Origin of the sequence: Mycobacterium hainanense (assembly GCF_041890355.1) — a bacterium.
GTDB lineage: Bacteria > Actinomycetota > Actinomycetes > Mycobacteriales > Mycobacteriaceae > Mycobacterium > Mycobacterium hainanense.
In genome coordinates this window covers 1,962,804-1,986,061 of record NZ_CP169059.1, presented here as the reverse complement: position 1 = coordinate 1,986,061, position 23,258 = coordinate 1,962,804, and the positions used below count along the sequence as shown (strand labels likewise).

Sequence of the window (23,258 nt, the reverse complement as noted above, 5' to 3'; positions counted from 1 at the left end):
TCCTGGCAAAACGACATAGGAGATTGAACGGTGGCAACTGAGAAATCTGGAAGGTATCGCGTTGTTCACGTAGGTACGGGACTGACCGGGAAGGAGGCACTCCGGGCAATCATCGATGATCCGGCACTGGAACTCGTCGGAGTGAAAGTGTCCACGCCCGAGAAGGCTGGAGTCGACGCGGGGCGCCTTTGTGGCGGAACGGATATCGGTATATCGGCAACCGACGATCTCGACGCAGTGCTGGCTCTCGCTCCCGACTGTGTTACCTACTGTGCCACCGCCGTCCGGCGCGAGCACGACGCAATCGCCGACATCGTCACCTATCTTGAGGCGGGGATCAACGTCGTGACGATCTCGACGATCCCGATGGTCTACCCACCCGCGGCGCCGCCGGAGTGGCGCGCGGCCGTGGAAGCCGCAGCAGCGAAGGGTAATTCGACGTTTTACGCCACCGGCGCCGAGCCGGGCTTCATCAGTCTGAACATCCCTACCGCCCTGCTTGCCGGCGCCGGAACCGTCGAGTCCTACCGAATGGACGAATACGCGATCGACCTCGACAAGTCCTATCCCGTCTGGGACGTCCTGCACGAATCCATGGGTTTCGGAAAGCCGAACGGGCACGTGCCCGCTCGAATCGCGTCGGGCAAGGTCAACCACGATTGGGAGACCGTGGTGCGCTACATCGCCGACATTCTCGGCCTGGAGCTAGAGGGAGTTGAGCTTGATTGGGAAACATTGCTCGCACCAACGGATCTCGAAACTGCAATCGGCGTGATTCCGGAGGGAACGATTTGCGCGCACCGGTGGCAGCTCGCCGGCGTCATCAATGGTCGGCGAGTGGTCGCGGTGCAGTATTTTGCAACGGTAAGTTCCACACCCTGGCCGCAGCGATGGCCGAGGCCGTCGAGGGAGAACCAAGGTGGCATGGTCATCCGGGTCGAGGGACAGCCCAGCATGTGTTTGGAGCTGTACTTCGAGCAATCGCCCTCGGATCGGGTCAATCCGGGTGTCGCGGTGACAGCGCTGGCTGCGGTCAACTCCATACCGGAGGTCGTAGACGCGGCACCTGGCGTGCTTGGCTATCCCTTGGCGGGTCCAGCAGTCGTGAGCAGGCAATCACGAACTAGATCTCTCCCTTACACCGCGACCCACTGATGGCGCGGTCGACGACCATATCAACGCGCCAGACCTCAGCCGACAATGCTGCCTTTGCGCAGGAAGTTCAGGGTGTAGGCCTGATACGTCAGGCTGTCGCGATCGAGGCCGATAAGGTCGACGAAGGGGTACCATTCCCGGGAATCGACGAACCAGTCCCAACGAGTGATGTGGCCCTCGTCGTTGGTCCATACGTAATCCCATTCGTGAAGCTGGAGCACCGTGCCGTCGGCCAGCGTTCCCGCGTAGGTGTCGCGGACTGCGAACCCCCAATCGGCAGAGGTGCACTCGAACGGGGTGATGATTCGAAAGTCCGGCATGTGCTTCCACCACATGCGGAATTCGCAAGTGAGCATGTCGCCGTCGGGCGCGTACTCCTGCATGGTCGCGAGAACCTCTTCGGAGGCCAGATCGGCCATCACGTGATCGGCGCCGCCGTTAAACAACGGGCACATCATTACGGCGTCTGGTGCGTAGACCCACTCCTCGCCGTAGCTGATCTTTTTCGTTTCCGGGGCCGTAGCGTACGTCTCCCATTTTGAGTGGGCCAGCCTGTGGTGCAGGGCAACTCGATCGGAGGTCATGCCCCCTGCTTCCTGCGCACGGGCACATTGGACCACCCGCAAACGTTGGCCATCGCCACCCGCCGCAGTCCGCCGCGGTCGACTTCATAGTCAGGGAGGAGATCGAGCAGCGCCTCGAGCGCGATGCGGCTCTCCATCCTCGCCAGCGCAGCCCCCAAGCAACTGTGCACGCCATACCCGAACGCGAGGTTGAAGCCCATCCTTCGCTCCCGGTCGATGTCCAGCCGGTCGGGATCGGGGAACATCCGTTCGTCGCGGGTCGCCGAGCCCGTGACGAGCAGTACTGCGCTGCCTGCGGGAATGGTGCTGCCGTGCAAGGTCACATCGCGGGTGGCAGTGCGTACCTGGTACTGCGAGGGCGCCTCGTAGCGCAACAGTTCTTCGATGGCGGCGGGCACCTTACTGCGATCCTTCTGCAACTTCTGCCACTGATCCGGAAAGTCGGCGAAGGCTACCATGGCGTTGCCGACGAGTTTGGTCACCGTCTCGGCGCCCGCTCCCCCAAGCATGGTCGCAAATCCGGTGATATCAACGTCGGTGAGCTTCTCCACCTGCCCGTCCCGCTCGATCTCCGTCTCGATGAGCCGACTGATCATGTCGTCACGAGGTTCGGCGCGGCGCTGCTGCACGAGGTCGTAATAGTAAAGCCCGGTTTTCATCGAGGCTTCCCGGCCCGCGGCGGTGGTGGCGATCCCACCCGGGTGGCGTTCAAGCAGCAGATCAAGCCAAATGCGGATCTGGTCGCGATCCTGCTTGGGCACTCCGAGCATGGTGGTGATGACCTCATTCGGGAACAACGCCGAGAAATCGGCCACCACGTCGAACGACGACGGATCGAGCGCGTCGACGCGTTCGTAAACCTTCTCGCGCACCATGTCTTCCAACGCCGCGATGGCGCGCGGCGTGAATACGTTGCTCACCAGCCTGCGCATCTTCTGGTGCTCGGGTGGATCCATCGAGATGATCACTTTGGGCACTGGTATCGCGTCATCGTGCGCCTGGACCATATCCAGCGTCGCACCCTTTGCCGACGAATAGGTTTCGTGGTCCTTGGTAGCGGGCGCCACGTCGTCGTAGCGGGTCAGTGCCCAGAAATCCCACTTCGGGTTGTAGTACACGGGGGCACTGTCGCGCAGGCGTCGGTAGGTGTCGTACGCCCCGTTGAAGAAATCTTCAGAGAAGGGATCGAATTCGACGTGGCCTTCCGAGACCTGCTGTGGCGTAGTAGGAGTCACAGAATCGCTCCGGCCTCTTTGTAGGCTTCGATGGTGTCCCAATCCAGGCCCGCTTCCATCAGCACCTCCTCTGTGTGCTGGCCGTGCTCGGGGGCCCCAGAAGGGGTGACGGCCTGTTCGTCGAATTGCACGGGGTTGGTGGGCAGCGCGTACGGCGAACCGTTCATCGTCGTCGTGTTGGCGATATAGCCATTTGCGGTCACCGCCGGGTCGTGGCACACCTCCCCCGGTGTCTGCACCACCCCCCACGCGCCGGAGAGGCCTGCGAGCGCCTCACGCCATTCGGCGAGTGTGCGTTGGGCAAACGCTTCGTCCATCAGCGAGATGAGTTCCGCCCGGTTGGCGAATCGCGTTGCCGCATCGGCAAATCGCGCATCATCGACGAGCTCGGGTAGGCCGATGGCGCGCATCGCTTCCGCATAGAACTTGTCCAATTGCAACATCATCAGCTGGACGTAGCGATCGTCTTTGGTGCGGTAGGTCCCGACCAACGGATTGGGCGCGTCGGCGTGACGCCAGCTCGGCACCGCGCCGCCGCCATGAATCTGGCTCACTGCGATGTCGGGGCTGAGGTTCCAAGCCGCAAGCCCGAGGAGGGAGACATCCACCACCGATCCCTGACCGGTGGTCGCCTTTCGGTACAGCGCGGCCGCGATACCCCCAGCGATCGTCATTCCGCCGAGCAGGTCGCCGAAGGCGGGTCGTGAGCGCACCAATTCCTCGGCGTCCTCGGTAAGCATGGTGGCGATGCCGCCGCGCGCCCAGTAAGAGACGCCGTCATAGCCGGGCTTGTCGGCGTCGGGCCCCTTCGGGCCGTGGCCCGACCCGCGCACGTAGACGATGTTAGGGTTGGCGGCCCTGATGTCGTCCACGTCGATGCCCATTTTCTTGCGGCGGCTTGGTAGGTAGCTGGTGAGGAACACGTCGCACGTGGCCGCGAGCTTGCGGATGACATCTTGGCCACCGGGAGTACTCAGGTCGACGCCGATGGACTTCTTGCCCCGATTGGGTATCTCGATCATGTAGTTGACGGCGCCGCCGCCCTCGTCGACGATGCCCATCGTGACGAGGCCGCGTTGCGGGTCTCCTCCCTCGCGCGGCTCGACCTTGATGACCTCGGCTCCCCATTCCGCCAGCACGGCGCCGGCCGACGGCACGAAGGTCCACGCGGCAACCTCGAGCACGCGGACACCGCTGAGTACTTTGTCGACGGAAATGACGGCCTCCTGGTCGCGATGGGACGGATGCGGGTCTACCGACAGCCTAGCAACGGCGGAAACGCCTGCTTACACAGCCGAGAATGTCAGTTTCCATTGAACTTGTAAACCGCAGGCCGGCCAGGATGACCGAGCCTCACGGGCACGCCGACAGCCGTTCGGGAAGTCCCGGATCGCCGTCGGCCCAAAAGGCCCGCCAGGTCGGCATCCGTTGGGGCATGGCCGCGCGCAACCGAACGTCAGTCGGCCAGCGCATGAACTCGGGCCCCGGGCGCTCCGTCACATCGACGGAGTACCAGGGGTGCTCCCGCCGCTTCACGAAACACCACTGGCCGTTACGGCGCTCATAGACATCGTCGTAGCGCATGGTGATCACATACCATCCGTCGCCGTCCTCGTGTTCGGCGCGGCAGTAAATCGCTCCGGTCGCATGATCGGCGTCGACGAAGTTAAACTGGTGACCGCAGATCAGGTGGATGCTGCGGTAGAACCGCCGGAGCACGCGGTCATACCAGCGCTTCAACGCATCCCTGCCGCGCCCCTCGGCGCCCGCGTCGACATCGTCGACGAACAACGCCACCAATGCGTCGAGATCACGGGCATCGAGGGCCATCGCATACTTGCCGGGTAACTGACTGATTGCGAGGCTCGACTCAACTCGGTCCAACCGGTCGTCGGCGGTAGAACTCTTCAACCCTGTGGCCATCGCGGTATTGTAGGCTAAATCGCCAAATGAGAACCGGTGTTCTCGGTTTTCGGAAAGGCTACTATTCTGCGCTCATGCCCTTTCCGACGATCCTGCCCACGATCCCTGCGCTGGTGAGGTTTTGCGCGGCGCGTTTCGGCGACAGACCATTCCTCATCGCCGACGGGCGGCGATTGTCCTACGCCGATCTCGACCGGCGTTCAGCCGCCTTGGCCGCCGCCCTCTTGGGGCAGGGCGTCAGCAAGGGTGACCATGTCGGAATCCTGATGCCCAACAGCGTCGACTGGGCACTGGCGTGGTTCGCCACTACACGCATCGGTGCGGTCGCTGTTCCGCTTAACACCTTCTACAAGGCGTCCGAACTGGCCTGGACCGCCCGCCATGCGGACCTGAACGCGATCTTGGCGTGGCCGCGGTTCCGCAATCACGACTTTTTGACCCGGCTGGAAGATGCACTGCCGGGGCTCGCCGGTCAAGACCGGCCAGGCCGCATCATGGTCCGCAAGGCCCCCTTCCTGCGGACGGTCGCGGTGTGGGGACCGTCCGATCGGGCCTGGACGACGAGGATCCACGCCGACGGCGCGCTGCCGGCCGCCGACGCAGACTTTCTCGTCGACGTGGAATCGTGTGTGACCCCGGCCGACGAGGTGATGATCATCTACACCTCAGGCAGTACCGGTGACCCGAAAGGACCTGTGCACACCCATGGCACGCTGGTCCGCCACACCTATAACCTCACCTTCAGCTACGGCGTCAGCCACGATTCCGTGATGTTCACGGCTATGCCCTTTTTCTGGGTGGGCGGGTTGATCACCGGCTTGCACGCGGTGATCCACCACGGAGCAACCCTAATCACACAACCGGCATTCGACGCCGCCGAGGCGCTGGAACTCATCGAGCGTCACCGCGCCACCATCACGCTCGGCTGGCCGCAGCAAGGGAAATCACTGGCCGAGCATCCTGACTTCTGCGCACGCGATCTGAGCAGCGTGCAACGCACGAGCATGCCCGCAATGGTGCCGCCCGAACGTCGACCGCGGGGCCCCAACGCGCTGGGAATGACGGAGTTGTGCGGCAACCACATCGGGGTCGACCCTTATCTGCCTCAACCGCCCGATCGATCCGAGACGGGTGGCGTATCAATCGACGGGTTACACCACCTGCTGGTCGACACGGACACCGGACTGCCTGCGCCCCTGGGCTCGTCGGGGGAAATCTGGGTGCGCGGGTACTCGTTGATGCAGCGGCTGCACAAGTGTGAGCGCGAGGACGTGTTCACGCCGGACGGCTACTACCGAACGGGCGACTGCGGCATCGAGTACGACGACGGTTGGATCAAGTTCACCGGACGGTTGGGTGACCTGATCAAGACCGGCGGTGGCACCAACGTCACACCCAGCGAAGTCGAACGGGCACTGGCCGACTGCGACGGTGTGCTCGAGGCTTATGTGGTCGGAGCGGAGAGCACTGAGCACGGAACGGTGGTCGCAGCGGCGGTGGTGCCACGGGGCGAATCCGCACTCGACCCAGAGTCTTTGCGGGTTCAACTGCGCGACCGGCTGTCGGCGTACAAGGTTCCGAAGTACATCTGGGTCACCGCCAAGCGAGACCTTCCGTTCACCGCGACCGGCAAGGTCAAGAAGTCGGAGCTGGCGCAGCAACTCAGCGGACAGTTGCGCTCGGCTAGGGGCTAACCGGCTGCCCGTCGGCCATATTCGTCGTCATCAGTGTCAACGGGATGCCGAATAACGGCTCCAGCTTGACTTCGGTCAACTCGAATCCCTCGCCTTCGTGCCGCTGCCGGAAGTCGGACTTGGCGCCGTACCTCGCGGCGATGTGCTCGCCCGCAGCGCAATCCGCCGTGCGCACGATGACGGAGAACAGTCCGTCGCCGTTGCGCGCGAGGAAGTCCGCCGCGGTGCCAGCGTCCGTTGGCGCCGCGGCCGTGGGGGCGATGAGCTCGAACCCGCGGTCCCAGTCGAGGCGAACCTGCAAACCAAGGTGCTCGAGCTCGAAAGCCTGGAACCTAAAGCCTAGGGCGCTCAGGTAATCGGCAGCACGGTCGAGCCGCTCGAGTCCGATCGCGAACACAACGTGGTGCAACTGAGGCAGCGGGGCTGACATGCCAAAGACTCTACGAGCGCATAAAGGCAGATTTCAGTTATCGGAAATAATTATTCTCATTGGGGTAGATTCGCGGCTGCATACCCACACGTCCCGGCGGAGAGGCGCTTCGTGGCACTCGAACAGTTCAACCTAGAGGGTCAGGTCGCAATTGTCACCGGTGCGGGGCGCGGCGTCGGCGAGGGTATCGCCAAGGTACTCGCCGAAGCCGGTGCCACGGTCGTTGGTACGGCGCGGACCTCGTCTGAAGTCGAGCAGACGTTCGACGAGATCGAGAAGTCGGGCGGCAAAGGCCTCGCGGTCACCGCCGACGCACTGCAACGCGCCGACAGCGAGCGCGTCGTCCAGACCACTGTCGACAAATTTGGCCGCATCGACATCTTGGTCAACAACGTCGGTTTCGCAACTTTTGGCCCATTTCTGGGCCTGACCGACGACAACCTCCGGGAGACGTTCGACTATTGCGTCACTTCCGCGTTCACCATGAGCCAACTGGCCGTGCCGCACATGTTGGCGGTGGGCCGCGGCTCGATCGTCAACATCTCCTCAGGAGCGGGCCGATTCGGGATCCGGGGATTGCTGCCCTACTCGGTTGCCAAGGGTGGGCTCGAGGCCCTGACCCGAGCCATGGCGCAGGAGCTTGCGCCCAAGATTCGGGTCAATGCGATCGCTCTGGGCGCGTTTATGACCACCGGGCTGCAGTCGAGCTTCGACCTGATGCCGGGCTCCGAAGAGAAACTGAAGGAGCTGACGCCGCTGCATCGTATCGGTGACGTCGCAGACCTCGGTCGGCTGACGTTGTACCTGTGCACCCGCGATTGCTACGCGACGAACTCGACCTTCATTGTCGACGGCGGCCTTCAGGGCCCGAATTCCTCTCTGCCCATCCCCGATCTGTAGCCGGACAGGCCCGTCAAAGGAGTACTAGCATGGCAGAGAAGGTTTTACGCGTCGCCGTAATATCAACGGGCGGCGTCGGAAGCATCGCATTGCGAGCCATCCACCGGCGCGCACACCTCGACCTGGTCGGTGTATGGGTACACAGCCCAGAAAAGACAGGTCGCGATGCCGGCGACATTGTCGGGCTGGGCCCTATCGGTGTGACGACCACCGCCGACCTGGACGACATCATCAGGCTCAAGCCCGACTGCGTGGTCTACGCGGCTTTGGGTGCCGACATGGATGCGGCCGCAGTTCCCGACTATGTCCGTCTGCTGAAGGCCGGCATCAATGTCGTTACGACCAACACACCGGGAATGATGTTTCCCGACAGATGGATTCCCGATTTGGCAGACCAAGTGCGAGCGGCAGCGCTGGCCGGAGGCGTCACCATATACACCTCGGGGATCGAACCCGGATTCGCCGGCGATCAGTTCGCCGTCATGCTGTCGACATTGTCCAACACCATCCGGTCGGTCCGCGCGCAGGAGATCTTCGACTACTCGGCCTACCCCAACGAGTACTCGATGTTCGACGCGATGGGCTTCGGTCGTCCGCTGGACTTCACGCCGCTGCTCGAGCTGGAGGGCGCACAGCGGTTCGCGTGGGGTCCACCTATCGGTCTGGTGGCACGAGCCCTTGGCGTCGAACTCGACGAAGTGACAGAACGCTACGAGCGTGTGGTCACGCCACGCGACCTCCACGTCGCGTGCGGGTTGATCCCAGCAGGCACCTGTGGGGCGGTGCGCGCCGAGACGACCGGGGTGGTCAACGGCCATCCGGTGATCATCATCGAACACATCAACCGCATGGCGCCCGATCTGGCACCAGAGTGGGCGTCAGCACCGCACGGCACATACCGCATCGTCATCGAGGGCGAGCCACACATCCATTGCGATCTTCGGTTCGGTACCGAACCGACCGCGCAGTCAGCGAACGACGATGCTATGCAGGCGACGGCCATGCGTGTGGTCAACGCAATCCCGTACGTCATCGATGCGGCACCGGGCATCGCGACGTCGCTGGACCTGCCCATCACCGCGCCCCGCAATGCTTTGGATTTGAGCTAGACGGTGAACATCGGGCCGCGAGGAGCGCCCCGGACCTCGTTGCCGCCGTCGATCGCAAAGCTTTGCCCGGTCATCCAACTCGACTCGGGTCCCGCCAGGTAACGGACGCCAGGGGCGATATCGTCAGACACCCCGAGGCGGCCCAACGGGACGCGTTCGAGGAAGCTGCTGGTCAGCTCTTCCAGGTGAATATAGCCCTGTGTCGTGGCGGCCTCAGTCAAACCCGGCCGCACGGCATTGACGCGAATTCCCTTGGGACCCAGCTCCGATGCCGCGACCCGGATCATCATCTCGAGTGCGGCCTTGCCAGCCGAGTAGTGCCCAAGACCCTCCATCGGGATTTTGGACGAGGTCGACGAGATGAAGACGATCGAACCGCCATTCGTCATCAGCGGGGCGGAGTAGCGCAATGCCAGGAAGTTCGACCGCAAATTACCCATCACGAAGTTGGTGAAGGTTTCGAGGTCTTGCTCGATCAGCGGACCCGTGCCTCCGATGGCCACCGTGCCCAAGACGATGTCCAGTCGGCCCTTGATGTCATGGGCCGCCTGGGCGGCCGCCGCGACGGTGGCCTCGTCTTCGGGATCGCCCTTCTTGACGATAATTTCGGCATCCGGAACTGCGGCGAGGATGCTGTCGCGAGCCGCGTCCAGGCGCTTGCTCGATCTCCCCAGAAGGTACAGCGCCGCGCCGTCGGCGGCGAACAGCTTGGCGCTCGCCTGGGCGATTCCGGCTGACGCCCCCAGGATGAATGCCGTCTGACCGTCAAGTACGCCCATGCGACCCCGCCTCCTTTGAGTGTCGGCAGCAGAATACTAGTTCTCGCGAATGGGTAAAGGAAGTTCTCAGGACCAACGCGGTGATGTACCGTACCCGTGTGGCAGACATGAGCGGCAAGGTTGTACTCATCACCGGGGCCGCTCGGGGCCAAGGCCGGGCTCACGCCGTTCGGTTGAGCGCCGACGGCGCCGACGCCATCCTCGTCGATCTGGCCGGCCCCCTGCCACCAAGTGTTCCCTACGATTCGGCCACTCCCGAGGATCTGGCGGAGACCGCCGAGCTCGTCACCGCCAACGGCAGGCGCGCCGTCACCGCGATCGTCGACACTCGCGACCATGACGCCCTGTGCGCAGCCGTCGACAAAGGGGTAGCCGAACTCGGCAGGCTCGACGTGATCGTCGCCAATGCCGGCATCTGTTGTCCTGCTCCCTGGGACCGCGTCTCCCCCAACGACTTTCAGGACACCATCAACATCAACCTGGTCGGGACCTGGAACACGGTCATGGCCGGCGCGAAGCACATCATCGCCGGCGGACGTGGCGGGTCGATCATCCTCATCGGATCAGTGGCCGGAGTGAAAGTGGAGCCCTTCATGGTGGCGTACACCGCAAGCAAGCACGGCGTGACCGGACTCGCCCGCTCATTTGCGGTCGAACTCGGCCGCTACGACATCCGGGTGAACAGCCTTCATCCCGGATCGGTCGCAACACCCATGGGTAGCGGGCGGATGATCGAAGCGATGCAGGAGGCAGCGGAGTCCTATTCGCATCCCCAGTACGGCTTCAGCAAGCAACTCATTCCGAATGCGGTGACGATGCCCGAGGATGTCGCCAACGCGGTCGCGTGGCTGGCCTCAGACGAGTCGAGATTCGTAACGGCCGCGGCGATTTCCGTCGATGTCGGGGTCGCCCAGGCGTAGCAGGACGGCGCTCAGTTCGGCGGGTCGGGCAAAAAACGGCGAGTGGCCACCGTCCAACTCGATGACGCGAGCCCCGATCCGGTCGACCGCATTGCGTCGGGCCCAGGACTCGCCGACCGCGCGGTCGTCGCGCATGAGCACGTAGTCCGAGGGCGTGTCGGGCCAGCGGTCGATCGGACAACGTTCGATGAACACCGTGAAGGATTGGTGTCGCAATTCATTGAACGCTTTGCGCCCCAGTGCTTCTGGGCAGTCATGATAGAAGCCTTCCCGCACCGCCTCCCAAGACAGCCCGAACGGTCCGCCGCCGTGTTCTTGCGGCTCCGGAAAGGAGATCGCATCGGGGTTGGCGGCCAGGTGGTCGGCGAACGACTGTCCGGGCACGGGCAGTAGGCCACCGACGAAGACCATTCTTCGCACCGGGTGGAGCGTGGCAATGACCGGTGCGCAGAGTCCCGACAGCGAATGTGCCACGACGACAACATCCTCGACGGTGTCGGGGGACGCGGCAAAGACCCGGGCTCCCTCGATCGCGCCGATCGCCACGCGCGCCCATTCCAGGGCACCCGCGGAGTCATCATCGACCGGCAGATCCGGCGCGACGACCCGATGACCACGCCGCTTGAGCTCCACGGCGACCCTGTCCCAGCACGAGCCGTCATGCAGCCCGCCGTGCAGCAGCGCGAACAGCGTCATATGCTGCGGCTCCCTTCGGCTCCCTATCCCCGTGTTCGCAATACTTGTTCGGTGTGGCTCACTTGTAGAAGGGTCCCGGTTTGCCCGACTTCTCGAGATGGCCGTAAGGGTCGTAGACCTTGATGTTCGGATACGGGTTCTGCTCGTACGCGGGCTTGGACAGGCCCGCGGTACGCAGCCCCGCCAGTATCGCCAGCGGTACGGCGAAAGACACGAGCCCCACCGAAACAGATACCAGGAGCTGGCGCGTCATCGTCAGTCTGTCGCGGCCCGGTCGCGCCGGTAGCCTGCGGGCGATCCGGTTGATCAGCACCAGTTCGCCTTCTTGGTCCCGGACGCACATCACGGCGACCATCGCGAATATGAACGAGTCGTAGACCGCCATGATGAGCGGGAAGTGAATGTGGCCGATCTGCACCGTCGGTCCGACCGCCTCGGTGTAGTAGAAGATGCCGAACCTCATCCAGGTGAACTGGACAACTCCGTTGAGCGGTAAGGCGATGACGAACGCTCCGAGAAAGACCGCGGCAAGCCGATGGCGCGCCGGCCAGCTCATGGGCCGGATTATTGGCTTGAGGAGTCGATCGTGCAGTTGCAGAATCCCCAGACCGGTCAGCAAGTAGTACGCCGCGTAACCCCCTAGGAAGGACAGCGCGGGTTCCAGGTTCGGCGAGATGTTCACGTACGGCCATGACATCGGGAAGTGCAACATCCGCGGGTCGAAGTTCGCGAACGTTGCCCAGTTGGCCAATGGATCCAGGGCGCCGGTGATCAGCCCCGCGAACGCGATCACCACCGTCCAATGCACCTTGCGTTGCCTCGCCGACAGCCACACCAGCGTAGCGATCAGTCCGATGGCCATCGGAACGGAGCTCAACGCGACCACGAGCGGCCAGTTGTCGAACCCGAGGAACGGTGGATATGGTGCGCTCCCCGGGTTGGGGTTGGTGGTGCGCGGATCCCCGTGTGTGCCCGATTGCATTGTCGCAACGGTCGCGAGCGCGAACGCCAGGTATCCGACGATGAAGCATGCCCATCCCGCGGTGGACAACGGCGGCGAACCGCCGACCCGAACGGGCTCTGCGGACCCGGAGACGGGGCTGGTGCCAACCGTGTTCGTCATGCCAAACCCTGACATCCTCACAAGTCCGAAAGCCTGATCCGATGAGAATATGCGTTATCGGCGGGCACAAACAGCCTTTGCAAGGGGTTGATCCAACTTCAGCCCGACGCCTCGGCGGGTCTTGCGCTGTTGCCCTTGATGACGGGCATGTTCGTCCACGCGCCACGGTCGTCGCGATACCAACCGGAGGCGGCCAACGCACCACCGTCGGCATGCACCACGGTCCCCGACACCCACGCGGCGAGCGGGCTGGCGAGAAACAGCACGCAGCCAGCGATGTCCTGCGGGGTCCCGAAGCGACCCAGCGGAATCCAGCGCGGAATATTGTGGCGCTGCGATGGGTGAATCATGCGGTCCAGCGGGACCTGGGCACTATCAGTGGTTTCCGGCGCCACGGCGTTCACCCGGATGCCCTCTGGGCCCAGCTCGAGGGCGAGGCTCATCGTAAAGCCGGTCACCGCCGCCTTGAAGGCTCCGTACACCGCGAACTGCGGTATGCCCCGGAAACCCTCGATCGACGAGACGTTCGTGATGCTTGCGCCACCGGCGGCGGCACGCAGCAGGGGCAACATGACACGGCTGACCAGGAAGATGTGCTTGAGGTTCACCCGATATATGTCGTCGATCTGGTCGTCCGTGAGCCGCTCGAAAGGTGTCGGCCGCGTCACGAAGTGACCGACATTGTTCACCAACGCGTCGAGACGCCCGTACCGACTGCCAACGGTGTCGGCGAGCGCCGACACATCGGCCGCCTCGGTGGCGTCGCCCGTGACTACGAGTCCCCGATCGCCGAGTTTGCTGCGCAGTTCCTGCGTTCGCGCCGGGTCGACCTCGAGCGCGACGACCGACGCGCCCAGGTCGGCGAAGGCCGTCGCCGTGGCGAGCCCGATGCCCGCGCCACCGCCGGTGACAAGCACCACCTTGCCCGTGTAGTCGATCATTCCGCCTCCTGTATTTGTTGCCGAAGCGCCGACGTTCCAGCCTCGACGGGAATATTGATTCTCACATGCGAGAATTGCGGCTAACCTTCAGTGACGACGGATTCGGCCAGAGGAAGCGGGCTATGAGCGACCGGCACTCCAACATCGCGGGGACGCGGATGCTGATCATCGGAGCGTCCTCCGGCATCGGACAGGCGCTGGCAATCGCCGCCCACTCCAGGGGAGCTCATGTCGCGCTCGCCGCACGGCGAGTTGACCTCCTCTCGGCACTGGCCGATCGGCTGCACGGGTCGGCATATGAACTGGACGTTTCCGACCCGCGGGCCGTGGAGACCGTCATCGATGATGTCGCCGCGAACTTGGGCAAGCTGGACGCCGTGGTGTTTACCAGCGCCGTGGTGCCCTTCGTGCTGATCGAAGACACCGATGTTGAGACCTGGCTGCATTCGTACGCCGTCAACGCCGTCGGGGCCTCCCATATGCTGCGGGCGGCTCTGCCTCACTTGACTGATAACGCCACGGTCGTCGTCGCATCAAGCCACGATGTCGGCCGCCCCCGCGCCGGTGTGGCGGCCTACCACGCAAGCAAGGCCGCGCTCGATGAGATCTTGCGCTCTTGGCGGGCCGAGCATCCCGAGCTGGCCGTGATCCGGGTTAGCGTTGGTCCCACTTGTGACACTGAGATCCTGCGCGGCGCCGACCGCGATCTGCTGGCCGATCTATACCGGGCCTGGGCGCGCGCGGGCCAGATTCCCGATGAGATGTCAACGGTGGACGATGTGGCCAACGCGATGCTGTCCCTGATCGCCATCTCACGCGCGAACCCCACCGTCGTCAGCGAAATCGTGCATCTTGCTCCGCGAATCGGCAAGAATCGGTGATGATTACCGAACCGCGAAGGGCGGACGACTGAATGGATCTCGGTTTAGAGGGTGCGACGGCGGTCGTGACCGGCGGTAGCAAGGGGATGGGGCTGGCGATCGCGGAGAGCCTTGGGGCCGAGGGTGCATCCGTGGCGATCATGGCCCGCGGCCGGGCGGCGCTGGACTCGGCCGCCGAGCAGATCCGTTGCGCCGGCGCCCCGGAGGTACTCCCGATCAGCGTCGACATGGCCGACGCTGATTCCATTGCGGCGGCGTTCGCAGCCGTTGGTGACGCCTGGCACTCCCTGAACGTCTTGGTGCACACGGTCGGCCCGAACGCGGGCGCATTCGACGACCTCGACGACGAAGATTGGCACGCTGCTTTCGATCTCGGAACGCTGTCCGCCGTGCGCTCAGTCAGGAGCGCATTGCCGCTGCTGAGATCGGCCGAGTGGGCTCGCATCGTCACCCTCTCTGCGCACTCGATCCAACGACAGAGCCCGCGTCTGGTCGCCTACACGGCAGCCAAATCGGCGCTCTCGAGCTTCACCAAGAACCTATCCAAAAGCCTTGGAGCCGAAGGCATTCTTGTGAACTGTGTTTGTCCGGGGACCATTGTGACGGCGAGCTTCACCCAGACCCTGCGCGATGTGCTGGCCGCCGACGGGCTGGACGCGTCGGATCCGAAGGACGTGATGACGTGGGTCGAGAAGACTTACGGCCATCCGTGCGACATCGGTCGCGCCGGCTTGCCCGAGGAGATCGCGTCCGTCACCACTTATCTGGCGTCGCGACGCAATGGCTATGTGACGGGGGCAACCGTCAACGTCGACGGTGGGTCGGATTTCATCTGACGTCACGGCCACGCACCGGACCCTGGACGGAGTTGAGAAGTTGACCGCGAGTTCCCGGCCCCTTCGGGTCATTCAGTGGGCGACCGGCGCCGTGGGCACAGAGATGGTCAAGACGATCCTCGACCACCGGACCGACCTCGAACTTGTCGGAGCGCGGGTGTACTCCGATTCAAAGAACGGCGTCGACGTGGGCACGCTCGTGGGCCGGAACCCGGTCGGCGTAAGGGCAACCACCGATGTCGCTGAGATTCTCGCGATGGACGCCGACGTCGTCCTCTATGCGCCGTCGTTCACCAGCCTCGACGATGTGTGCGCACTCCTGGAGACGGGCAAGAATGTTGCGACCGTGTCATTCCTTTTCCACCCGCAGCGCATCGGCGACGCCAACCGTCGACGGCTGTTGGCCGCCTGCCACAAGGGCAACAGCACAATCCACGCCAGCGGCCTCAACCCGGGCAACCTGTCCGGTGTGTTGCCGCTCGCGCTATCCGGTATGAGTCGCTCCATCGACAGGTTCACTCTGCAGGAGCGCGCCGACTGGTCGCTCTGGGAGAGCACCGAAATAACCTTCGACGGAATGTGGTTCGGACGACCCACCGAGGACATCACCCCGACGGCCAACGAGTTCCTGACGTTCAACACCGCCCTGTTCACCCAGCAGATCTGGTTTATCGCCGACACCTTGAACGCTGCCATCGACGATGTCACGGTCACTGTCGACGCGGTGCCGGCCACCAAGAACTTCGAGATCTTCAACCACCAGGTCCGGGCCGGCACCACGGCGGGCCAGCGGTGGAACTTTGTGGGGAACCGTCGCGGCGAGCCGATCATCGAGTTCGAGACGCTGTGGACGGTCGGCGGCGAGTACCCCAAGCATTGGCCCACACCGGATGACGGCTGGACCCTCACGTTTGAAGGCGATCCGTCTATGCGCGTGCATTTCTTCTGCCTGGCCAGCTTTTCGCGACCGGCCTCGGTCGAAGAGCATGTGCGGGCCGGTCTGGTCGCCGTTGCGCTGCAGGTCGTCAATGCCATACCCGCAATCTGCGCTGCACCAGCGGGTTTCGCCACCATGGCCGATCTGCCGCTAATCCGCAGCTATACGGGTTTCGGTGACGGACCCATAGTCATCACAGATTGACGTCAAGGCCGTTTCGCCGAGGGCCGCCGACCGGACCGGTCAGGGACTCGCCTGCGACTCGACAGGAGCCGCCGCGAAAACACACTCCATTTCGTCAAAGATGCTGCCAGGCACGAACAACCCCGACGGATCGAGGATACGGTCGAGATTGGCCGCGACGTCCTCGGCGTCGAAGGAACCGTCGGGGGCGAACCAGCCACGGGTCACACCGATCTGCAACGCGGCCACCCGGCCACGGAAAGCGCTCAGAACCCGGTGTGTCAGCGTGCAGCTCTCACTGGCCAGGTAGGCCACGACCGGTGCCACTTGATCGAGCCGCAGCGTCTCCAAAAAGGCCCGAGCGTCGGCCGTCCGGCCCGCCTCCCCCATCAGTGCCGTGGCCATCCGCGTGTCGCCCATCGGCATGATGGCGTTGGCATGTATGCCGTACGCCGCACCCTCGAGCGCGGCGACGTTCATCAATCCAAGCATCCCCGTCTTGGCGGTGGCGTATCCCGTCAACCCCGGCTGCCCGAAGACCCCCGCTGCGGAGGAAACGAACACCAGTCGGCCGTATCCGGCGTCCCGCATCACCGCGAAACCCGGTCGGATGACGTGAAAGGCGGCCAACACGTGGTGGCGCAGCAACGCCTCGAAGCGTTCGGTCGGCCAGTCCGGCAGCGGGTCGTCGTGGATGATGCCGGCGTTGGCGACGATCGCGTCCAATCGTCCGAATTCGCGGACGGCCAGGTCGACCGCGTCCTGCCCCCCTTGTTCGGCGCTGGCGTCCGAGGCGCACGCCACCGCCTGTCCCCCCGCGGCGCGAATCGCGGCGGCGACGTCTTTAGCCGGGCCCGGATCGCCTCCACTGCCGTCGGTTTCGGCACCGTTGTCGTGGACCACCACGGCGGCTCCACGATGGGCAAATTCATGGCAATACGCCTCGCCGAGGCCGCGGGCACCGCCGGTCACCAGAACGACGCGATCGGCGAACGAGATCAATGGGGCCTCCTGCAGGCGGCTACGTCGTGGGAACCGCGCCGCGTTCGGTCCAGTGCGCGACAAACGGGGTGATAGTCGAAAGGTCGTATAGCCCCGGCTCAGCCGCGATCACGGCCGGGATTGCGTTGATGGCGTGCATGGCAGTGGCCAGGCAGCCTTGCTCGGCGTGATCCTCCTCATGCGAGCCGATCACGAGATGAAAACTCATATTGGGCGTGCCCTCGAAAGTCACCGCATAACCGATCGCCGTCGGCCAGTCGGGGGCCAGATCGTCGTCCATCCTGGTGAGGTGCTCGACGGCGAGCGTGGTCTCGCCGCAGTCGACCTCCACACCAAATCGCATGGCGCCCACGGTTCCCGCGGGAATCTCGCCGGCCGCCACCGTTAGCGCGCGGGGCGTCGTCACGACTTCCCGGAATCCCTCGACGGAGCGAATCTCAAGCCCGAGGGCCTGCGCAAGCACCGTCGCGCTGCCGATCCATGCGCTTGCCGCGTAGTCGGTGTTGGTCAGCAACGGGGTGGTGTCGTCCGGCGCATGGCCGAAGCCCATCGCGTTGAAAATCAGATCATGGCTGGCGTAGGTCGAGTAGTTCAGCACCTCCCGCACATTGATCCGGTCGGCGCGCTCGGTGAGCCGGGACAAGATCGGTGCCACCGACTCGCCGACGAAGCCCGGATAGAGGCCGAGCCCGAGAAATGACGAACCGCCCGCACGACAAGCGCTTTCAATTCCGTCGGCCAGCGATTCGTGCAGCGAGCGGGGATGCACGAACCGGCTGCCCGTGGCCACCACGTTCTTGCCCGACGCCAAAAGATCGCAGACGTCGGCGAAGCAGCCGGGCGTGTCGGTCTCCACCTTGCCCATGTAGAGCACCACATCGGCGTCGGTAGCGATGACGGCGTCCCGCTCGGCAGAGGTCAGCACGCCCGCATCGGGAGCCCCGCACAGGGTGCCCGCGTCAAGCCCGGCTTTGGCCGGGTCGTACACCCGCACGGCGACCAGTTCCAGGTCCGACCGGCCCAAGACGTGTCGCAGCGACATCATGCCGGTCACCCCGGTTGCCCATTGGATCACTCGAGTCATATCAGGCAAACCTCAATCCCATACCACGTCCAGCCGCGGCGGCGAACGGAACATCGTGCCGCTCACATAGGGCGGCGGGGCGTCGGGATCGAGCCGCAGGCCTGGAAGTTGGTCGAAGATCGCGTTGAAGAACTTGGTGCTCTCCAGCCGCGCCAAGTGCATCCCCAGGCATAAGTGGGCACCGTGTCCGAACCCGATGTGCGGCTTGCGCTCGCGGAAGATGTTGAAGGACTCCGGGTCCGGCCAACGCGTCTCGTCATGATTGGCGCTACCGAGGTTCACCATCATCGTTGATCCTTTCGGGATCTTGAGCCCGAAGAATTTGGTGTCGGTGCTGACCTCCCGGATGAAATTCAGCAGCGGCGTCTCCCACCGGATGCCCTCCTCGATCGCCTGGGACAACAGGCTGCGGTCGGCGCGCACGGCGTCGAGTTGGTCGGTGTGGGTCAACAGGGCCAGCGCGAGGCTCGCTGTCGATCGAGACGTGGTCTCCGCCCCGGCGGGCAGGAGATTGCGCATGAATCCGTAGATCTGCTCGTCCGACATCTTGACGCCGTCGATTTCGGCCTGCGACAAAATGGTCACCATGTCGTCCTTCGGCGACTTGCGCCGGTCGGCCAGCACGCCGATGAAGTACTCCTTCATCTCGGCCGACGCCTTCATCGCGGTTTCCATGTCCCCGCGAAAGCCGAGCAGGTCGATCGCCAGCCGGTGAAACTCGCCGACATCCGATTCCGGCAATCCGAGAAGGGCAGCGATGATCCGCACCGGGATGGGCATGAAGATTGCGTCGACCAAGTCGGCACGCTTGTCGTCGCGGAACTTCGCGATCGTGCGATCGACCAGCGGCCCCACCAGTTCGGAGTCCCAACGTTTCATCGAGGACTTGGCGAAGGCGAATTCGTGCAGGCGGCGGTAGACCGCATGCTCGGGCTCCTGCATCTCCAGGATCGTCGGCCCCTGCAGCGGCCGCACCATATCCTCGTAGATGCGGGTGCTGAAAGTGATGTTGTCGGTGAACACGGCCTTGACGGCATCGAACGCGTACGCCGTGAACGTCTGCTTGCCGTCGGGCCCGTCACGCGGGACGCCCATCTCCGGCCAGCCGGGGTGAACGGGCGCCTTTTGACGCAACTCGCGCAGCAGCGGGTACGGGGTCGCGTCGCCGTCGGCGCCCATCCCAGCGTTGAACTTCTCCTGCGCCTCGCGGATGCGCTGGTCGATGTTGTCTTTAACCGTCGGCTCCGCCACTCGCCACCTCATCAGCCCCATCAACCTACATATTGTCGGTTGCAAAACTACATGATGTAGGTTGAATGAACCAGAAGCTCTGCAACATCGCGAAAGCGCAACCTGGAGCGTCCGATTGGTTATTCGAGTCGTGCAGTGGGCAACCGGCGCCGTGGGCCGGGCCGCCCTGCAAGAGCTTATCGAGAATCCCCGTTATCTGCTGGTGGGAGTCCTGGTCTACGACCCGGCGAAAACAGGGCTCGACGCGGGCGCGCTTTGTGGTCTCCCGCCGACGACCGGCGTGATCGCCACGGCGGACAAGGACGAGATCGTCGCATTGGGCGCCGACGTCGTCGTGCACACGGCCAGCAAGGCACACGCCATCGAGACGAACGCCGCGGACATCTGCCGCCTGTTGGCCGCCGGCAGCACCGTCATCACGACCACGTCGTACAACCACTTGCCCAGTTACGGCGCGGAGACCGAATCGGCGTTCATCGACGCCTGCCGGCGGGGCGGTTCGCGGTTCCACGCCGCGGGCGAGAACCCTGGGTTCATGTTCGAGCGCCTCGTCGCCACGGTGACGGGGTTGAGCAAGACGATCGACCGGATCGACCTCTACGAGGCCACCGACGTGTCAGCCGTCGACAGCCGGCCGATGCTTGTCGACCTGATGGGGATGGGCAGGCCGCCCGAAGACGTCAGCGTCGATTCCCCGATCATCAAAAAGCTCGACATGGCCTACCGCCAGGCACTCAACGCCACCGCCGACGTCCTCGGGATCAGCCTGTCGCGCATCGACGTGACGGTCGACGCGACCACGCTGCCCCATGACATCGAGGTCCTCGCGGGGACGATCGAGGCGGGAACGGTTGTCGGGCAGCGGTTCTCGTGGACCGGTCACTGGTCGGGGCGCCCGCTGCTGGCCATCCACGAGGAGTGGGTGCTCACCCGCGACCTTCCCCAGTGGAATATGGCACCGCTGGCGCCCGGCGAGAAGGCGCCCCTGATCCGCGCGGTCATCAAAGGGCAGCCGAGCTTCGAACTCCAGCTCGACGTGGGGTTCGATGGCTCGGCGCAACCCGGCCAGCACGCCATGCCGGGCCACCTGATGATCGCGATGGGCGCGATTCGCGCGATTCCGTACGTGCTTGCCCAACCGCCCGGCATCGTGACCGCACCGGTATTCGGCGCGATCCAACTAGCGTGAGGCGCGCGCGACCGCGCGGGCGATGTGGTCGCTCGGCGCCGCGTGGAAGACGTGCGCGCTGCCGTCCGGTAACACCCTGCGGGCAACGAGATAATCGGATCCCATCCAGCCCTGCCGGATGAACCGGCCGAACCGCAAGAATGTCCCGGGGGCGCCGCTGGCCGAGGGGATGAGCTTGACCTGCTCGATCCCGTTCTTCACTCCCTCCCCGGTGAGCGGGCGCGCCGCCGCGAGGCCGCGCACGATCACGGTGGCCGCGTCGTGCGACAGCCCGGGCATGGAATGTGCGGGCCGACGGCCGTATCTGGCCTCGAAGCGGTCCAGGAAGGCCTGACCGACGGTGTTGCGCTCGTCGTAGCTGTCCAGACCGATCCAGCCGGACAGCTGTCGACTCCATTCCGCGTTGATGTGCGCCATTTCGAAGGCCGTCGTGGTGTACCGCGGGGGGTCCCAGCCCGCCGCCAGCAGCGCGTCGGTAAACCCCCACAGGCCGTGCCCAAATCCCACGTGCACCAGAGCGTCGGGGGTGGCTGCGCGCAGCGCAGCAACCGCCTCAGACTTGTCGGCCTCCACCTGGGGAATCGCGACGGTGCCAACAATTTTCAGGCCCGCGACATCGTAGGCCCGCTGGGCGAACGCGAGGTACTCCTTGCCGATCAACGACGACTCGTAGGCGATGGCGATCCGCGAGCGGCCATCCCCGATCATCACCGCGGCGAGCATAACCGGCTCCTCGGGCATCGAGCCGTTGTTCAGCGCGAAGCACCACTCGCCCAGCGCACCCTCCGACCCCGACAGGGTGACGATCGGAACGCGAGCGGTGGCCTCGACGTGGGAACGCAGCGGCACCACATTGTCCGATACCCACGGGCCGTAGATGGCCAGACAGCCCTCGGCCACCAGCTCGTCGAAGGCCCTCTCCACCGCGGCGTAGGTACCGTTGGGCAAGCCGACCACGTTGCGCATGCAGAGTTCGATCGGCCGATCGACCAGCCCGGACGAGACGGCTTCGTCCATCACCAGGCGCAGCGCGTCGAGGCTGTCGTTGTCGGTGTCCCCGGTAGTCGGATAGTCGTTCAGCAGGCCGACTTTCAGGGGAGCAACCGACCCGTATGCGCGAACCTCGTCGTCTGGCATAGCGGCAACATACCGGATGAAGGTTGTCCGGGCCGATGCCATCCGTATCCGCGAACCGGAAACGGCGGTTTCCGTAACCGGCATATCTGCCCTTTCGGGGTGTACGTTGCGAGGGGGGCCGCCCGAAGGAGACGCAATGACGCTCGCATCACCGCTGGAATCCCGCACGCAGGCTGTCGAGAAGAAGTATCGCGTGATCCAGTGGGGCATGGGCAATGTCGGGACGCTGGCGCTGCGCCACTTCGCCCATAACCCCCTCTACGAAGTCGTCGGAGTGCTCTGCAATCGTCCGGAAAAGGTCGGCAAAGACGCGGGTGAGCTCGTCGGGGTGGCACCGATCGGCGTGCTGGCAACTACCGACAAGGCAGCACTGGAGGCCCTCGACGCCGACTGCGTGTTCTACGCGCCACTCTGGTCCGACGTCGACGAGATCTGCCGCCTGCTGCGCGGCGGAAAGAGCGTCGTCGCCTCGGGCGGAGCCTGGTGGCATCGGACCGAAACCAACAGTGCGGACATCGAAAAGATCGAGGCGGCGTGCCAAGACGGCGGTACCTCGTTCCACGGAGGCGGAATCCACCCCGGATACGCGGCGGACTTGCTCGTTCTGACGCTGGCGCGGATCGTCGGCAAGACCGACCACATCCACATCTACGAGGCGGTGAACTTCAACAAGGACACGTTGAAGTATTTGGACGAGATGGGTTTCGGCAAGACCCCGGCCGAGTTCGCGGAGGGCAATCTCTTCCAGGACGCGTGGTCGTTGTTCGCGCAGTCCCTGACCATGGTCGTCGAGGGACTGGGCAAAACGGTAGAGAAGTTCACGACGGATGTGGAGCTGGGCACCGCCACCCGCGACATCCCCTACGAGGGGACGCCGGACATGGACATGCCGGGTCTCAAGGGTGTCATCAAGGAGGGCACCGTTGCATCCCAGCACCACCTCTGGACGGCGTGGGTGGACGGCAGGCCGTTCATCACGCTGCACGAGCTCTACTCGTTCATCGAACACGACGCCATCGACCCGAAGCCTGATTGGGAGCCGTATTACCACTACCGCGTGGTGATCGAGGGCGACCCAGGAACCGAGCTGATCCTGCGGGGCAGCCAGCAAGCCCGAGAGCACGCGAAGCCCGGCTACATCGGCTACGCCTGGACCGCGATGGAACCGGTGAACTCCATCCCCGCAATCTGCGACGCCCCGCCGGGCTTCAAGTCCCACGCCGAACTAGGTCTGATGACCGTTCGCGGGATCGTGCGCTGAGACAGCCC

General features: G+C 64.3%; 23 protein-coding genes. 10 read left to right on the top strand and 13 right to left on the bottom strand.

Annotated features, from left to right (window positions below):
* Nucleotides 1–30: 30 nt before the first annotated feature.
* Complete coding sequence (locus tag ACEL92_RS09380) at nt 31–1,155, top strand: dihydrodipicolinate reductase (RefSeq protein WP_374025307.1); 1,125 nt, start codon at nt 31–33, stop codon at nt 1,153–1,155.
* A gap of 35 nt (nt 1,156–1,190) precedes the next feature.
* Here ACEL92_RS09380 and ACEL92_RS09375 read toward each other — a convergent pair whose 3' ends face one another.
* The 4 genes from ACEL92_RS09375 to ACEL92_RS09360 all read right to left on the bottom strand — a co-directional run bounded on the left by ACEL92_RS09375 (nt 1,191) and on the right by ACEL92_RS09360 (nt 4,858).
* Complete coding sequence (locus ACEL92_RS09375) at nt 1,191–1,739, bottom strand: hypothetical protein (protein ID WP_374025306.1); 549 nt, start codon at nt 1,737–1,739, stop codon at nt 1,191–1,193.
* Nucleotides 1,736–2,974: a cytochrome P450 gene (locus ACEL92_RS09370; protein ID WP_374026144.1), complete on the bottom strand. Its 1,239-nt coding sequence runs from the start codon at nt 2,972–2,974 to the stop codon at nt 1,736–1,738. Before ACEL92_RS09370 ends, ACEL92_RS09375 begins: the two co-directional genes overlap by 4 nt.
* On the bottom strand, nt 2,971–4,191 hold the full coding sequence (locus tag ACEL92_RS09365; protein WP_374026143.1) for a CaiB/BaiF CoA transferase family protein: 1,221 nt from the start codon (nt 4,189–4,191) through the stop codon (nt 2,971–2,973). The genes ACEL92_RS09370 and ACEL92_RS09365 overlap by 4 nt, the downstream gene beginning before the upstream one ends.
* A 136-nt stretch (nt 4,192–4,327) precedes the next feature.
* Complete coding sequence (locus ACEL92_RS09360; RefSeq protein WP_374026142.1) at nt 4,328–4,858, bottom strand: nuclear transport factor 2 family protein; 531 nt, start codon at nt 4,856–4,858, stop codon at nt 4,328–4,330.
* A 113-nt stretch (nt 4,859–4,971) separates the two neighbouring features.
* Here ACEL92_RS09360 and ACEL92_RS09355 point away from each other — a divergent pair, with 113 nt between their 5' ends.
* On the top strand, nt 4,972–6,591 hold the full coding sequence (locus ACEL92_RS09355) for a class I adenylate-forming enzyme family protein (RefSeq protein ID WP_374025305.1): 1,620 nt from the start codon (nt 4,972–4,974) through the stop codon (nt 6,589–6,591).
* Here the strand turns inward: ACEL92_RS09355 and ACEL92_RS09350 are convergent.
* Nucleotides 6,581–7,021: a hypothetical protein gene (locus tag ACEL92_RS09350; RefSeq protein ID WP_374025304.1), complete on the bottom strand. Its 441-nt coding sequence runs from the start codon at nt 7,019–7,021 to the stop codon at nt 6,581–6,583. The two genes, ACEL92_RS09355 and ACEL92_RS09350, sit on opposite strands and share 11 nt — an antisense overlap.
* 111 nt (nt 7,022–7,132) lie before the next feature.
* Here ACEL92_RS09350 and ACEL92_RS09345 point away from each other — a divergent pair, with 111 nt between their 5' ends.
* Nucleotides 7,133–7,921, top strand: coding sequence for an SDR family NAD(P)-dependent oxidoreductase (locus ACEL92_RS09345; RefSeq protein WP_374025303.1), 789 nt, complete (start codon nt 7,133–7,135; stop codon nt 7,919–7,921).
* Nucleotides 7,922–7,950: 29 nt separating this feature from the next.
* Nucleotides 7,951–9,030 carry a dihydrodipicolinate reductase gene (locus ACEL92_RS09340; RefSeq protein WP_374025302.1) on the top strand — a complete coding sequence of 360 codons (1,080 nt, stop codon included), beginning with the start codon at nt 7,951–7,953 and terminating at the stop codon, nt 9,028–9,030.
* On the opposite strand, the gene ACEL92_RS09335 is transcribed toward ACEL92_RS09340, so the two are convergent.
* The gene (locus ACEL92_RS09335; RefSeq protein ID WP_374025301.1) at nt 9,027–9,809 is read right to left on the bottom strand and encodes an SDR family NAD(P)-dependent oxidoreductase; all 783 of its coding nucleotides are present in this window, start codon (nt 9,807–9,809) and stop codon (nt 9,027–9,029) included. The two genes, ACEL92_RS09340 and ACEL92_RS09335, sit on opposite strands and share 4 nt — an antisense overlap.
* Nucleotides 9,810–9,916: 107 nt before the next feature.
* Here ACEL92_RS09335 and ACEL92_RS09330 point away from each other — a divergent pair, with 107 nt between their 5' ends.
* Nucleotides 9,917–10,729 (top strand): mycofactocin-coupled SDR family oxidoreductase, encoded by an 813-nt coding sequence (locus ACEL92_RS09330; protein ID WP_374026141.1) that lies wholly within the window; start codon nt 9,917–9,919, stop codon nt 10,727–10,729.
* Here ACEL92_RS09330 and ACEL92_RS09325 read toward each other — a convergent pair.
* From ACEL92_RS09325 to ACEL92_RS09315, 3 genes are all read right to left on the bottom strand, one after another.
* Complete coding sequence (locus ACEL92_RS09325; RefSeq protein ID WP_374025300.1) at nt 10,664–11,425, bottom strand: alpha/beta fold hydrolase; 762 nt, start codon at nt 11,423–11,425, stop codon at nt 10,664–10,666. The two genes, ACEL92_RS09330 and ACEL92_RS09325, sit on opposite strands and share 66 nt — an antisense overlap.
* Nucleotides 11,426–11,483: 58 nt before the next feature.
* Entirely contained in the window at nt 11,484–12,548 is a 1,065-nt protein-coding gene (locus ACEL92_RS09320) for a spirocyclase AveC family protein (protein WP_374025299.1), read from the bottom strand.
* 98 nt (nt 12,549–12,646) lie between these two features.
* Nucleotides 12,647–13,489, bottom strand: coding sequence for an SDR family NAD(P)-dependent oxidoreductase (locus ACEL92_RS09315; protein ID WP_374025298.1), 843 nt, complete (start codon nt 13,487–13,489; stop codon nt 12,647–12,649).
* Nucleotides 13,490–13,611: 122 nt separating this feature from the next.
* On the opposite strand from ACEL92_RS09315, the gene ACEL92_RS09310 reads away from it, so the two are divergent.
* The 3 genes from ACEL92_RS09310 to ACEL92_RS09300 are packed head-to-tail and all read left to right on the top strand — an operon-like array spanning nt 13,612 to nt 16,347.
* Nucleotides 13,612–14,370 (top strand): SDR family oxidoreductase, encoded by a 759-nt coding sequence (locus ACEL92_RS09310; protein ID WP_374026140.1) that lies wholly within the window; start codon nt 13,612–13,614, stop codon nt 14,368–14,370.
* Nucleotides 14,371–14,402: 32 nt separating this feature from the next.
* Nucleotides 14,403–15,206, top strand: coding sequence for an SDR family oxidoreductase (locus ACEL92_RS09305; protein WP_374025297.1), 804 nt, complete (start codon nt 14,403–14,405; stop codon nt 15,204–15,206).
* A 40-nt stretch (nt 15,207–15,246) separates the two neighbouring features.
* Complete coding sequence (locus ACEL92_RS09300; RefSeq protein ID WP_374025296.1) at nt 15,247–16,347, top strand: dihydrodipicolinate reductase; 1,101 nt, start codon at nt 15,247–15,249, stop codon at nt 16,345–16,347.
* Nucleotides 16,348–16,386: 39 nt separating this feature from the next.
* Here ACEL92_RS09300 and ACEL92_RS09295 read toward each other — a convergent pair whose 3' ends face one another.
* Genes ACEL92_RS09295 through ACEL92_RS09285 form a run of 3 tightly spaced genes read right to left on the bottom strand, consistent with a single transcriptional unit; the run spans nt 16,387 to nt 19,663 of the window.
* The gene (locus ACEL92_RS09295; RefSeq protein ID WP_374025295.1) at nt 16,387–17,328 is read right to left on the bottom strand and encodes an SDR family NAD(P)-dependent oxidoreductase; all 942 of its coding nucleotides are present in this window, start codon (nt 17,326–17,328) and stop codon (nt 16,387–16,389) included.
* Nucleotides 17,329–17,347: 19 nt separating this feature from the next.
* On the bottom strand, nt 17,348–18,412 hold the full coding sequence (locus tag ACEL92_RS09290; RefSeq protein ID WP_374025294.1) for a dihydrodipicolinate reductase: 1,065 nt from the start codon (nt 18,410–18,412) through the stop codon (nt 17,348–17,350).
* A 12-nt stretch (nt 18,413–18,424) separates the two neighbouring features.
* A complete protein-coding gene (locus ACEL92_RS09285) occupies nt 18,425–19,663 on the bottom strand; it encodes a cytochrome P450 (RefSeq protein WP_374026139.1) in 1,239 nt (412 codons plus the stop codon).
* 130 nt (nt 19,664–19,793) lie between these two features.
* Here ACEL92_RS09285 and ACEL92_RS09280 point away from each other — a divergent pair, with 130 nt between their 5' ends.
* A complete protein-coding gene (locus tag ACEL92_RS09280) occupies nt 19,794–20,852 on the top strand; it encodes a dihydrodipicolinate synthase (RefSeq protein WP_374025293.1) in 1,059 nt (352 codons plus the stop codon).
* Here the strand turns inward: ACEL92_RS09280 and ACEL92_RS09275 are convergent.
* A complete protein-coding gene (locus ACEL92_RS09275; protein ID WP_374025292.1) occupies nt 20,844–21,989 on the bottom strand; it encodes an ABC transporter substrate-binding protein in 1,146 nt (381 codons plus the stop codon). The two genes, ACEL92_RS09280 and ACEL92_RS09275, sit on opposite strands and share 9 nt — an antisense overlap.
* A gap of 136 nt (nt 21,990–22,125) precedes the next feature.
* Between ACEL92_RS09275 and ACEL92_RS09270 the strand changes: the two genes are divergently transcribed.
* Nucleotides 22,126–23,250 (top strand): dihydrodipicolinate reductase, encoded by a 1,125-nt coding sequence (locus ACEL92_RS09270; RefSeq protein ID WP_374025291.1) that lies wholly within the window; start codon nt 22,126–22,128, stop codon nt 23,248–23,250.
* Nucleotides 23,251–23,258: the final 8 nt, after the last annotated feature.